Consider the following 12,679-nt stretch of genomic DNA (forward strand, 5'->3'; position numbering starts at 1 on the left):
TCTGATTACAAAATCATGTACAAATTAATAAAAGAATTCAAGAGCAATTATATGAAACATAACAGAAATTCACTTTCGTTATACATTCGAAACGAAAGTGAATTTAGCCATTTTCCTTCTGCATAAATTCTAAACGGTTACCGACGACATCATCCGCATAAAACCGTTTATAACCTTCCAGATTATTATCCCACTCAATTATCACATCATAAGCGGCCATTTTTTCCGCCAAAATATCCAGATTCTTTAAAAGGAAAGCAGGATGTGCTTTTTTTGCCGGGCGAAAATCCTTTTCCACACCGAGGTGAATACGAAAAGACTCTGTGCAAAACCATACTCCACCTCGCCCGGCTAAACTCTCCGGTTTAGGTACTTCTCGCCAGCCAAGGATTGTGCCATAAAAAGTTCGACACAAATCTTCACTCCCAACAGGAATAGCTAACTGCACATGATCTAGGCTTAACCAGTTCAAAATACTTCCCCTCAAATCATGGAATCCAATAAATCTAGAACTGTTAAATACCTGTTCGCCCAAGTACAGATAACCAGTTTTCATGGGCAATCTTATTGACCAACTGATCACCAAAGCCAGATTGACGAAGAGCTTCAAGCAATTTTGGCAATCCAGTTGCATCCTTGATAACATCCGGCACCAGACAACCGTCAAAATCGGATCCAAGCGCCACGCCATCTTCGCCTAATTTCTCGACAAGATAGGCAGCATGTCGGACCAACACATCCATTGGTGTATTCACATCATGGGCTCCATCATCGCGAAGAAAAGCAACATGATAATTGATGCCGACAAGCCCTTTACTTTCCCTAATCACATCCAGCTGTTTATCTGTCAGATTACGTGTCGATGGGCTCAAGGCATGGGCATTGGAGTGTGAAGCAACCAAAGGTTTGGTCGACAGCTTTGCAACATCCCAAAACCCTTTTTCTGTAATATGCGAGAGATCAATCATAATCCCCATACGGTTACAGTTCATCACCAATTCGCGCCCAACACCCGTTAAACCAGCCCCAGTATCAGGGGAACCCGGAAAGGCCATAGGAACTCCATCAGCAAAGATGTTTTTTCGGCTCCAGACAGGGCCAATCGACCGTAATCCAGCTGCATAAAGCACCTCCAAAGCGCAGAAATCTTTATCAATAGCTTCTGCCCCTTCGATATGCATAACCATTGCCAGCTTGCCTTGGGACATCGCCGATCTTGCTTCTGCAATGGTTTTCGCTATGACAATCTCACCCTCGCTTTCTCTCTCCCAACGGCGGGCCATTGCGAACATGCGGTTGGTAAAGTTGAGGGCACCGGGCTGATCTATCGGTGCAAAGTTGGCAGGGTCTTCCGGATCAAAAGGAACACCGGACCTATCATCGTATTTTGAAGGTACGAACATGGCAAAAAGACCGCCTTGCAAACCACCTTTCCGTGCTTTTGGCAGATCAATATGTCCCTTTTTATTATCCGTAAAAAATGACACTTCCCTTGCCGTTCCTGCGTTCATAACATGCCGAAGCAGCGTATCGTTATGCCCATCAAATACGGGGATGATTGAATCTGACATTAAACTTTCCTGCTACATATAGAATATCTGCTGTTAAAGCTCTGGCCTAAGAATCCAACACATAAAAAATCACTTCCGAAAACTCACATCGACAACCCATCTTCGGCAAACTTAAGCTTCCGCTTGATATCCCTCACTCGCTTCGAGAAGTTCACGGGTATATTCATGCTGAGGCTTGGAATCCCGCATTGTCTGCACATCCATGACCTCGACAATTTCACCATGACTCATAACCGCAATTTCATCACACATATGCGCTACAACCGCGAGATCATGTGTCACGAGAATATAGGTCAATTGTCGCTTTTTTCGAATGTCTGAAAGCAGGTTGAGAATTTCAGCTTGAACCGAAACATCAAGCGCAGATGTCGGTTCATCCAAGAGTAATATTTCCGGTTCCAGCATCAAGGCACGGGCGATTGCAACACGTTGACGCTGTCCGCCAGATAATTGATGGGGGTAACGAAAACGAAAAGACGTGCCCAGTCCGACATCCACCAGAGCCTGATTCACGCGATCATCAATATTATCAAACTTGTGAAGCCTTAAAGGTTCAGATAGCGTTCGATCAATACTATGTCTGGGATGCAAAGACGCATAAGGATCCTGAAAGACCATCTGAATTGTCCGACAATAAGACATTTCGCGCTTTTTGCTAATCGTTTCACCATTAACGGCAATTGTTCCATCCCAATTGGTTACCAAGCCACTCACAGCGCGAAGGACTGTCGATTTTCCAGATCCGGATTCACCAACAAGACCATAAGATCCACCCGCTGCGACGGAAATGGAAACATCTTTAACGGCGCGAAACTTTTCATGCCCCTCGCCAAAATAAACATTCAAATTTTGAATATTCAGTGCAATGGGCATATCTTTTGGCATCGTATTTTCAGAGGAAGGCATCAACACTGGGATCCTCTATCCATTTCGGGTCTCGTTCAAGAACCGATAACTGATCTTTGGGCTGGTGAATATCCGGCAAGGCATTCAACAAACCCCGTGTGTATGGGTGCTTCGCGTTCTGAAGCTCATCGGCCCGACAGGTTTCAACAATGCGGCCGCCATACATAATGATGACACGATCACAAAAGGACGCGACAAGGTTCAAATCATGACTGATAAAAATCAATCCCATACCGCGTTCTTGCACCAACTTATCCATAATCTGCAAAACACGACGCTGAACCGTTACGTCCAATGCTGATGTCGGTTCATCCGCAATTAACAAGTCCGGTTCGGGAATCAGCATCATGGCAATCATAATACGCTGTCCCATACCGCCGGAAACCTCGTGAGGGTAGCTGTCATAGACCCGTTCAGGGTTTCGAATCTGCACCGCATTCAGCATTTCGATAGATCTGCTTCTGGCTTCTGCCTTCGATGCATTTGTATGAACGCGATAAGCCTCGGAAATCTGATCGCCGACTTTCATCACAGGATTAAGCGAAAATTTAGGATCCTGCATTACCAGAGAAATCTTGTGCCCCCTGACATCTCGCATTTCCTTTTCACTTAATGCCTGTAAATCCTGGCCGTCAAAGTGAATTTTCTTTGCGTCAACCTGCCCGGGATGGCGAACCAAGCGCAAGATTGATCGTCCTGTCATGGATTTCCCAGATCCTGATTCACCCACTATGCCAACGCGTTCGCGCCCCACAGAGAAAGATATCCCACGCACAGCCTCAACGACACGCTTCTTGGAGGCAAAGCGAACCCAGAGATCTTCGACTTCCAAAAGTGGTTTATTCATGACTGTGCCTTCTTTGGATCGAGGATATCACGCAGCCCATCACCAAGCAGGTTAAAGCCAAGAGAAACAATAAAAATAGCCAGCCCCGGCATGGTCGCAATCCACCAGTGATCATGAATAAACTGACGCCCGGATGAAATCATTGCCCCCCATTCCGGACTCGGTGGTTGCGCCCCGAGACCAAGAAAGCCAAGACCCGCAGCCGTCAAAATAATACCCGCCATATCCAACGTCACGCGTACGATAAGCGAAGACATACACATGGGCCATATGTGCCCCAGAATGATCCGCAGTCGGCCAGCCCCTTGAAGCTGAATGGCCGCTATATAGTCACTGTTGCGAATTGTCAGTGTTTCTGCCCGGGCAATACGGGCATAGGGTGGCCAGGCGGTTAATGAAATCGCCAGAATGGCATTTTCAATGCCTGCGCCTAAAGCTGATACAAAAGCAAGGGCCAAAACAAGCCTCGGAAACGCCAGAAAAATATCTGTAATGCGCATCAGAACCGTATCAACCCAGCCACCGAGATAGCCAGAAACTGTCCCGACCAGAAGCCCGAAAACAGGAGCGGTAAAAGCGACCAGCGCCACGATAAACAGCGTAATCCGTGATCCGTATATAATTCGGCTCCAGATATCTCGTCCTGAATCATCCGTCCCCAGGATATGGCCGTCTGTGAACGGGGGAAGCAATGTTGCTTTCAAATCCTGAAGCGAAGGATCATGTGTCGCAAGCAGAGGAGCAAAAATAGCCACCAGAACCAGCAAAACAATGATCATGAACCCAAGAAAAGCAAGACGGTTGGCAACAAGAGACTGCCACCCTGCATAAAGCTGTACCATTTGGGCATGGAAACGTGATTCAGGAGACTCACTGGTAAGCCAGCCTTTTATCCCCTGATCATCAGATAGTGTATCAATGCTCATACCTAACGCGCCCTCGGATCAACAACTTTGTACAAGAAATCTGACAAAAGATTAAGACCCACGAAAATCAACCCAACAACAACGGTCCCTCCGATCACCGCATTCATATCTGCTGACAATAGAGCCGTTGTGAGATAGGAACCAAGTCCCGGCCAGGCAAAAATAATCTCTGTTAAAACAGATCCTTCAAGAAGGTTTGCATAGGAAAGCGCAATTACAGTTATCAGAGGGATCATCACATTACCCAAAGCATGTCGCCAGATAACCGCACGCTCCGAAAGGCCTTTAACCCGGGCTGTCGTAATATATTCCTGTGAAAGCTGTTCAAGCATAAAGGATCTGGTCATTCGACTGATATAAGCCAGTGAGTAATAACCCAGAATAGAAGCTGGCAAGATAATGTGCGAGAAGGCATTCCAGAAAATATCAAGATCCCCCTCAATGAGGCTATCAACCAAAATCAATCCAGTCACGACGGGAATGACATCTTCATAATAAACATCAAGGCGTCCCGGTCCGCCAACCCAATCCAGCAAACCGTAGAAAATGATCAACCCGACAAGACCAATCCAGAAAATGGGCATGGAATAGCCAAAAAGGCCGACAAAACGTACAACCTGATCCTGCCACTTTCCTTCGTTTACAGCCGCCATAACGCCCATGGGGACGCCAAAGAGCACACCAAAGATAGTGCCGACTGTTGCCAATTCCAAGGTCGCCGGAAAGACACGCAGAATATCTTCGGACACAGGTCGCGCGGTAAGATTGGAAATACCAAAATCACCTTGGGCAATCTGTTTTAGGAAAATGCCGAACTGAACCATAAGCGGCTTGTCCAGCCCCAAAGATTTGTATGCCGCATCATAAATATCTTGCGATGCTCGCTCGCCAACAATTGCCAGGACAGGATCGACAGGCATGACACGGCCGATAATAAAAGTAACAAACAAAAGGCCAACTAAGGTGAGCAGCACAGTTAAAAGTACTGTGACCAAACTCTTGAGACGTTTTAGAAACGGCACGGAAGATCCGCGCCGCTTCGACGTCGCTGTATCAACAGCATTACTCATGAGATACTACTTTGTAACAGTCCAGTAATAAACTCCTGTCACAGCTGATCCTGTGTAGAAGCCCTGAACATTAGCCTGACGTGCCGTTTGATCGTTCTTTTGGAACATCTCTACGAACGGAGAGTTCATCTGATGCTCTTTTTGCATATCAACGTACATTTGAGCACGTTTTTCTTTATCCGTTTCTTGAGAAGCCGCTTTTGTAATTGCACTCAACTCAGGAATGTCCCAAGACGCACGCCATGCTAACTTACCAGCGTGCGTGCCATTGTTATCGGGATTTGATGCAAAGGTATCTGCATTTGTATGTGGATCAGGATAATCCGGTCCCCAAGTACCTACATAGATTTGAAAATCACGTGCACGATATTGCCCCAAAATTTGCTTACCGGTTCCCTGAGTCAGGCTGACATTTATACCTGCCTGTTTAAAAGTGTTCTGCAGTGATTGTGCAATTTGAATACGCTCTTGAACATTTCGCACAATGATTTCAACATCAAAGCCATCGGCGTGGCCTGCCTCAGCTAAAAGCTTTTTCGCCTTCTCAACATTCAAGCTAAATGGCTTGTCTTTCAACTCACCCATATAAGTTAATGGTAGGAACGCCTGATGAACAACCCATTGCCCTTTCAGAAATGAATTAACCATCCCATCATAATCAACAAGATAACGTAGAGCCAAACGCACCTTAGGCTTGGAAAGAATAGGATCTTTCTGGCTCATAGCAAAATACATGATACGGCCACGTAAATCATTATCTACAGCAAGATCAGAATTACTAGAAATACCATCTATATCAGTCGGTGTCAGGTTTCGAGCAACATCAATATCGCCTTTTTCAAGAAGAAGGCGTTGAGTAGCTGGCTCCCCAATATGGCGAACGATAACACTCTTCATCCCAGGCTTTGCACGCCAATAATCAGCGTTCACTTTCAAACGATAGGATTCATTTGGCTTCCATTTAACCAATGAGAAGGGACCAGATCCTGCAGAATTTGTCTGTAGCCACTTATTGCCCCAATCACCATCAACTTCATGGGACTGGACCAATTTCGAATCAACGATAGATGAAACAGCCGCCGCAAAACAGTTCAGTACGAAAGACGGTGCATACTTTTCATCCGTTGTCACAACCAGTGTATAGTCATCGATCGCTTTGATTGCTGTTTCAACATTCTCAGCTTTAAATCCAAATTGAGTCAAAATAAAAGATGGCGTCTTCTGCAACATAACTACGCGGCGTAGGGAATATTCCGCATCGTGTGCTGTAATATCGTTCCCTGAATGGAACTTGCGTCCCTTGGCAATCTTAAATGTAAAGGTTTTGCCATCATCACTGACCGTCCAGCTCTCAGCCAACCCGGGTTGATAGCCTTTTGACAGATCCTTCGGGTCAAAACTTACAAGCTTATCATAAACGTTATTAACATAATCCGTGCCTGAAAACTCAAACAAATCGTGTGGATCAAGAGATGTCATATCGTCAATTCTATCTGCAACGACAAGGACATTATCTGGTGTTCCGGCATAAGTAGCAGTCGCCGATAATGCAGAAACAGAAACAGCCGTGGCAAAGGCCAGACCTTTCAGTAAATTCTTTATCTTCACTTTGGACTCCCTGTATTAGATGCGCCGCTTTTTGGAAAACCTGATTTGTGATTCTCAGTTCATTTTTATGCGTCGCTGCCAATAGCGTTGCCCTAATCGAAACTTTTGTCAACGCTACGAAAATAAATTAACCAGATGAAAACTATAGAAAATCGCTTAAAATCAACATTTATAGCTCAACTAAAAATTGAGAAACAAAATTAATATTTTCTTTAAATACGACCTATACTGTTCAATATGCACCCGCAAATTATTGCTAAATATTCACGAGAATCAGAAAGTTTAGAATCTTTTCAAAATTACGCGCATGAAGTGTTTTGCGAGAAATTGTTTGCAATGAAACTTTAATGCTTATATCTGAAAAATTGGTTGAACCAAATAATTGCTATTATTTTTTTGCTTCACCTGAAAATTGTATACAATCATATCTAGACAGTTGATCATACTTACGATCTAGTGTGAAAAAATATGATCAAAACTCATCACAAGATCCACGCCTTCTACAAGCCCAAATTAAATAATAAATTATGGGGCAAAGCCCTGAACAGGAACATTTCAGAAATGGAAAAGTACAAGGTTCTCTTTGTCTGTACCGGTAACATTTGTCGCTCTCCTGCTGCCGATCGCATCTTGCGGCACAAGCTTCGGGAAGCCGGGCTGGATGTTTATATAACAACAGATTCCGTTGGTACACACAGCTACCATATTGGCGAGCCACCAACTGCAACGGGACTGAAGCTCGCAGCAAAAAGAGGTTATGACTATTCTGATCTCAGAGCGCGCCAACTTTCACCAACAGACTTTGAAACCTTCGACATGATTCTCGCAATGGATCTTGGCCATCGCAACATTATTGAGGGAAAATGCCCCTTGGAGCACCAGAACAAAATAAGGATGTTTCTGGATTACAGCCCTCTTGAGAATAAAGAGGTTCAAGATCCTTATTATGGCGGGCCACAGGATTACGAAGACATGCTTGATGTTATCGAGACAGGTGTTTCCCACCTTATAGATCACTTGAAAACGCAAATCAAAAACCATTAAAACAGGCACAAGTTGAGTACACTGGCAAAATGAGCGCATCAGCAGGAACATCACAAAATACGCACGAAGATCGCATTATCCTTGGAATAGTTCTGGCGATTCTGATGGTCTTTTGCACATCTGTTATGGATGGGATCGCCAAATGGCTAACAGCATCCTATAGCATCATCAGTATCATACTGGTCCGAAATCTGTTTAGCCTGCCCCTTGCCATTACCCTCATCGCCAAAACAGGCGGACTTTCCGCTCTTAAATCAGATCGTCCGCTCCTTTTATTGGCACGATCATCTTTGATCATTCTTGCTGCCGGATCATTTTATGCAGCCCTCCCCTTCATGCCCTTGGCAGAGGCCTTTGCCATCGCCTTTGTTGCCCCCCTGTTCACAACAGTGCTTTCGGTGATTTTCCTAAAAGAAAGAGTTGGTTTTCACCGCTGGGCCGTTGTTTTCACCGGATTTGGCGGTGTTCTCGTGATTTTGCAACCCGGAACAGATACTTTTCAGCCCGCGGCAATATTACCTGTTATTGCTGCTTTTGTGTACGCCTTGCTAATGATCATGACCCGACAGCTCCGCCATCATTGCAGTTCCTCGGGCATGACATTCTGGGGAACTGTTACAACCGTTTGCCTGGCAGCAACATCGCTTGCGCTACCTTGGGATGCTTTTACCTGGACCCTGCCCAGTAATACAGACCTGCTTATGCTTATGGGTATGGCAGCCGTGGCAACAACAGCACACTTTTTAACCGGGCAAGCCTATCGCTATGCCCCGGCAGCTGTAATCGCACCTTTTGATTATACCATGTTGATATGGGGATTAATTTTCGGCTGGGTATTTTGGGACGAAATCCCCGAAGTACATGTCCTTCTTGGCGCAAGTATTATAATCGCCAGCGGCCTCTACATCATATATCGAGAGTCTCGGTCCAGGAATAAAACGGTTCTGGATAGTCAGCCTCCAGAAAATAGCACGCCCCCGACGGTGTAAGCTTGCTGGAATAGAGGCCAAAACTTTCGACCGTAAATTCGGGGTGCGAAAAAAGATTATTATCCCGCAGATAAGCCCCAAAAGCAGGGCCAGGATTGCTTTTAAAACGGCAAAGCGTCACGTGTGGGGTAAATTTTTCTCGCTCAAGCTTAATGCCAATAGATTGTGCTGCGTACTCTACTTTGCGGCGGAGATCAGAGATTTCAGGTGTTTTCTCAACCCCTGCCCATAGCATTCTCGGGCCGTTTTCTTTGCCAAAAAAACCAACTCCGCTTAACCGGACAGCAAAAGGATTAAAGTGCAATCGACTAAAAGCATCATCCAGATCTCGGGCTTGCGCCCCATCCAAGTCGCCAAAAAAACGTAGTGTAATATGAAAATTCTCAGGGGCAACCCAACGCTGTCCGGGTAATCCATGGCAAAGTCCCAAAAGCCGTAATCTTGCTTCTTCGGGAAGAGCAATGGCACTAAACAGCCGCATGGTTACCTCCTGTAAACAAATACTAAAACCAAATGCTCAATCAAAATAACTTGTTGTAAAACCCCGGAGAACAAAAAACTTCTCAAGCACATGATTTATTTTACAAATTTATATTTCAAAATTTAGAACCTGCAACGCCCTGTAAACTAAGGCCCCAGTAATTTAAGGATCCAGTAATTTAAGGATCCAGTAATTTAAGGATCCAGTAATTTAAGGACAGGGAATTGTGTATTTACGTCCCAGTTCTTCAATCTCTTTTAAAACCTCTTCTGAAAGATCAAGTTCAGCTGATTCAATATTTACCTTCAATTGTGCCATCTTTGTGGCCCCGATAATTGGTGCCGTCACAAAGGGCCGTGAACGCACAAAAGCCAATGCCATCTGTGCGGGATCAAGACGGTACCTTTCAGCAAGATCGACATAATCCGCAATAGCCGCTTGTCCTCTTTCCCCCATATAGCGTGTGTTATCCGGGAAAAGTGTCATCCGGGCGCCTTCCGGTCGTGCTCCGCCAAGATATTTACCCGTCAAACTACCTGCCCCCAAAGGTGCATAAGGAAGCAAACCGATATCTTCTCGCATGGAAATTTCGGCAAGGCCAACTTCGAAGCTTCTATTTAAAAAGCTATAGGGATTTTGAATAGAGACCATACGTGGCCCTCGCCCTTCTTCGGCGAGTTTCAGAAACTGCATCACCCCCCATGGGTTTTCATTGGAAAGGCCAACATGCCGAATCTTGCCAGCTTTGACCAATTCGCCGAGAACACTCAGTGTTTCTTCCGGTGGGGTAATCTGCTCCTGATCCTGGTATTCAAAACCAAGTTGACCAAAAATGTTGGTATTCCGATCTGGCCAGTGCAATTGGTAGAGATCAATATAATCTGTCTGAAGACGTCTCAGGGAATTATCAAGTGCCTCGACAATATGCTTTCGGTTAAAGCGGGAAACTTCACCACGAATATAGGTTTGCGCAGCACTGGGACCTGCGACTTTTGATGCAAGAACAATTTTGTCCCGGTTACCCCGTTCCTGAAACCAGTTCCCGATTATTTCTTCTGTGCGGCCATAGGTCTCGGCCTTTGGCGGTACTGCATAGATTTCAGCTGTGTCGAAAAAATTAACACCTTTCTCCAGCGCATAATCCATCTGCTCAAAGGCTTCGGCTTGTGTATTCTGTTCTCCCCAGGTCATGGTCCCCAGGCAAATTTCACTGACCTTAATATCTGTGCGGCCAAGTTTAGTATATCTCATAACATCCTCAATAGCTTTAATAAAAAAGCGTCAAAACCCCGGTATAGCCATACAATCGATCATGGGATACTTCACCATTGGCATAAAATCCTACCATCGGCATATCCCCAAATTCCTGGCGAAGGATATTGAGCTCTTCAGAATTTGGTCCAAATAATGCTTGCCCTCTTCCCAGACATGAATAGTACAACCCGGCTTTGGGAGCGCGCGGTAAACGCGCGCGCATGTCATCCAGCAAACGATTGAGATCTTTTCGTGCTGCCTCATTATCTCGTCTACAAAAAAAGATCGGCTGTCCCACTGAAACTTCTTCGGTAATGTTCAGGGAACCATCACTGGTATCAATACTCATCAGATTTCGTACCAGATAGTCATTACTATCACTGCCTTCAACCGAAAAGCCGACAAAAATATAGCCACCAATCTTGCTCAGATCCCGTGACAAAAGCTCTCCAATGTCTTCTTTGAGAACATCCAGCGCGGAACGCCCATCGATTGTATAAATCTTCTGCTCATCCGCTGAAGTAATCACTCTCTTGGGACCGATTGGCGTGCATCCCTGCGTTAAACCTGTGATCGCTGGGATAGAATCATTGAAGAAAACACCGGATAAAGGACAATCAGTTATATGGTTTGCGATTTGCGGTAACTCGCCACGTGAAGAGCTTAAACCACCCACAAGATACGTCTCTAATCCAGCTGAAAGAGACGAGATCTGCAAAGGAAGATCATAGTGACGTGGATCACCATGAATCAATCCAAGATAAGGCGTATTTGTCTCCAGCCATTTTTCAACGCCTTCTCCGGTTACCGCAAGTTTGATGCCTTCATCCGTTTCCATTTGCCCTGATTCAAACACCTGGAACGAACCGGATGGAAACGAACTGATCATAACGCTTACGCCCGGTTCGTCATATAGTTCTACGGCAGAAAAACGACCGAGTTGATTTGCTGCATTTGCTCCAATCCCGATCCCGACTGTTCCTGTCCAGTTATCAAGGCCTGTTTTTGTCTTTAAAAAAGTCAAAATACTCGACAAGTCATCCGCAAAGATATCCGTGACATAGATACAACCCAAATTCGCTTCAGGTGGCAGGTCACCCAAACCATTCAGAATCTCTGCACAGGCCTTTGACCAATCCGGCGAAGAAGAAAAAGCCGCCTTAAACCTCGGAGCCTCCTGCATCATATTCATTCTTTCCCTTCCTCAAGCAAAGGCTCAAGATAGGGTAAGATATTCTGAACAATTAAATCCACACCCTGCCGATTTGGATGGATACCATCTGCCTGATTCAATGAGGCATCAAGCGCCACCCCTTCCAGAAAGAAAGGGTAAAAAGCAACGTTATATTCCTCTGCCAACTCCGGATAAATCTTATCAAACTCGGCCACATACTCAGTGCCCAGATTTCTGGGGGCTTGCATACCCGTCAAAAGGACTTTCGCGCCTGAATCTTTGAACCCGGCAACGATCTGACTAAGGTTTTCCCGCGTTTGCGATGGTTCCAGCCCCCTCAACCCGTCATTCGCACCGAGTTCAACAATAACAATCTGAGCTTCATCTAACAGAGCCCAATCCAGACGAGATCGACCCGATGCCGAAGTATCACCTGAGTTCCCACCGTTAATAACCGTGATATTGTATCCGGATTCGCGCAACGCAACTTGTAACCGTTCAGGGAAGGTATCGCCTGCCTCCAGGCCATAACCGTGAGTCAGACTATCACCAAAAGCCAAAAGCTTAACTGGTGTTTCTGCATAGGATAAATTTGCGGTTAAAAGAGTAATAAAAAAATATGAGGTAAGACGGAATAAGCGTCTGCAAAGAAATTTAATCATCATCTATAGGATCAATCATTTCCAATAAAAGCAACAACCATTACATACTATACTTTGAAATATGTTCGATATCTTAAAGGAACAAGTCTTGTTCACGATATCCTGACTATTTCTTCTTCAGTTTTGCTTTTTTAATTTTCATACCTG

Annotated in this window: 13 protein-coding genes; 2 read left to right on the forward strand and 11 right to left on the reverse strand. The window is 45.2% G+C overall.

Going from position 1 to position 12,679, the window contains the following annotated elements; genetic code table 11:
• Positions 1 to 103: 103 nt before the first annotated feature.
• From D9A03_RS15345 to D9A03_RS15375, 7 genes are all read right to left on the reverse strand, one after another.
• Complete coding sequence (locus D9A03_RS15345; RefSeq protein ID WP_254055066.1) at positions 104 to 556, reverse strand: glyoxalase; 453 nt, start codon at positions 554 to 556, stop codon at positions 104 to 106.
• Positions 516 to 1,571 carry a dipeptidase gene (locus D9A03_RS15350; RefSeq protein WP_120498103.1) on the reverse strand — a complete coding sequence of 352 codons (1,056 nt, stop codon included), beginning with the start codon at positions 1,569 to 1,571 and terminating at the stop codon, positions 516 to 518. Before D9A03_RS15350 ends, D9A03_RS15345 begins: the two co-directional genes overlap by 41 nt.
• Before the next feature lie 111 nt (positions 1,572 to 1,682).
• Positions 1,683 to 2,477: an ABC transporter ATP-binding protein gene (locus D9A03_RS15355; protein ID WP_216825504.1), complete on the reverse strand. Its 795-nt coding sequence runs from the start codon at positions 2,475 to 2,477 to the stop codon at positions 1,683 to 1,685.
• Positions 2,464 to 3,324, reverse strand: a complete 861-nt coding sequence (locus D9A03_RS15360) for an ABC transporter ATP-binding protein (RefSeq protein ID WP_120498104.1) — start codon at positions 3,322 to 3,324, stop codon at positions 2,464 to 2,466. Before D9A03_RS15360 ends, D9A03_RS15355 begins: the two co-directional genes overlap by 14 nt.
• The gene (locus D9A03_RS15365; protein WP_120498105.1) at positions 3,321 to 4,250 is read right to left on the reverse strand and encodes an ABC transporter permease; all 930 of its coding nucleotides are present in this window, start codon (positions 4,248 to 4,250) and stop codon (positions 3,321 to 3,323) included. Before D9A03_RS15365 ends, D9A03_RS15360 begins: the two co-directional genes overlap by 4 nt.
• 2 nt (positions 4,251 to 4,252) lie before the next feature.
• Entirely contained in the window at positions 4,253 to 5,320 is a 1,068-nt protein-coding gene (locus D9A03_RS15370; RefSeq protein WP_120498106.1) for an ABC transporter permease, read from the reverse strand.
• 6 nt (positions 5,321 to 5,326) lie between these two features.
• Positions 5,327 to 6,928 carry an ABC transporter substrate-binding protein gene (locus D9A03_RS15375; RefSeq protein WP_120498107.1) on the reverse strand — a complete coding sequence of 534 codons (1,602 nt, stop codon included), beginning with the start codon at positions 6,926 to 6,928 and terminating at the stop codon, positions 5,327 to 5,329.
• 561 nt (positions 6,929 to 7,489) lie between these two features.
• Between D9A03_RS15375 and D9A03_RS15380 the strand changes: the two genes are divergently transcribed.
• Both D9A03_RS15380 and D9A03_RS15385 read left to right on the forward strand, forming a co-directional pair.
• Entirely contained in the window at positions 7,490 to 7,972 is a 483-nt protein-coding gene (locus D9A03_RS15380) for a low molecular weight protein-tyrosine-phosphatase (protein ID WP_120498108.1), read from the forward strand.
• A gap of 29 nt (positions 7,973 to 8,001) precedes the next feature.
• Positions 8,002 to 8,961, forward strand: a complete 960-nt coding sequence (locus D9A03_RS15385; RefSeq protein WP_120498109.1) for a DMT family transporter — start codon at positions 8,002 to 8,004, stop codon at positions 8,959 to 8,961.
• Here D9A03_RS15385 and thpR read toward each other — a convergent pair.
• From thpR to D9A03_RS15405, 4 genes are all read right to left on the reverse strand, one after another.
• A complete protein-coding gene (gene thpR, locus D9A03_RS15390; RefSeq protein WP_120498110.1) occupies positions 8,879 to 9,442 on the reverse strand; it encodes an RNA 2',3'-cyclic phosphodiesterase in 564 nt (187 codons plus the stop codon). The two genes, D9A03_RS15385 and thpR, sit on opposite strands and share 83 nt — an antisense overlap.
• A gap of 210 nt (positions 9,443 to 9,652) precedes the next feature.
• Positions 9,653 to 10,693: an NADP(H)-dependent aldo-keto reductase gene (locus D9A03_RS15395; protein ID WP_120498111.1), complete on the reverse strand. Its 1,041-nt coding sequence runs from the start codon at positions 10,691 to 10,693 to the stop codon at positions 9,653 to 9,655.
• 16 nt (positions 10,694 to 10,709) lie between these two features.
• Positions 10,710 to 11,888 carry an FIST C-terminal domain-containing protein gene (locus tag D9A03_RS15400; protein WP_216825505.1) on the reverse strand — a complete coding sequence of 393 codons (1,179 nt, stop codon included), beginning with the start codon at positions 11,886 to 11,888 and terminating at the stop codon, positions 10,710 to 10,712.
• Positions 11,885 to 12,535 (reverse strand): arylesterase, encoded by a 651-nt coding sequence (locus D9A03_RS15405; RefSeq protein WP_216825506.1) that lies wholly within the window; start codon positions 12,533 to 12,535, stop codon positions 11,885 to 11,887. The genes D9A03_RS15400 and D9A03_RS15405 overlap by 4 nt, the downstream gene beginning before the upstream one ends.
• Between the last annotated feature and the right edge of the window lie 144 nt (positions 12,536 to 12,679).

The organism is Kiloniella sp. EL199 (assembly GCF_900313065.1).
In the GTDB taxonomy this organism is placed as follows: domain Bacteria; phylum Pseudomonadota; class Alphaproteobacteria; order Kiloniellales; family Kiloniellaceae; genus Kiloniella.